The following is a 286-nucleotide window of genomic DNA, read 5'->3' as shown; positions in this document are numbered from 1 at the left end:
CGAACTCTGAGTAGTGGTCCTGGACTTTTTGCCCAGCCTCATCAAAAGCCACAGGCATAACTCAATGCTTTCTTATTTCTAGGTGACCAGCTGATGTACTTCGCTTTTTTGTTTTCAGGCTCAGGTACGAATAGTCCACTGGACTATTCGTATCCCCCAGATTGCTTGCACAGTCAATGGACTGTGCAAGGTGGGAGATAATACTTGCAAAGCAAGTCACTTTTACAAAATCAGGCAAGGCGAGTTCAAACAATCCGGTGGAGTGTTTGAAGTTGGAAATATGGAA

General features: G+C 44.4%; 1 protein-coding gene. It reads right to left on the bottom strand.

Annotated features, from left to right (window positions below; genetic code table 11):
• Positions 1-61: 61 nt before the first annotated feature.
• Positions 62-286 (bottom strand): hypothetical protein (locus C1G53_RS13455; protein ID WP_238139151.1); only part of this gene is annotated, 225 nt, incomplete at its 5' end.

The organism is Streptococcus suis, assembly GCF_002960445.1.
In the GTDB taxonomy this organism is placed as follows: Bacteria; Bacillota; Bacilli; order Lactobacillales; family Streptococcaceae; genus Streptococcus; species Streptococcus hyiners.
The sequence above is the reverse complement of the archived record's forward strand: the minus strand, read 5'-3'. Positions and strand labels throughout refer to the sequence as shown.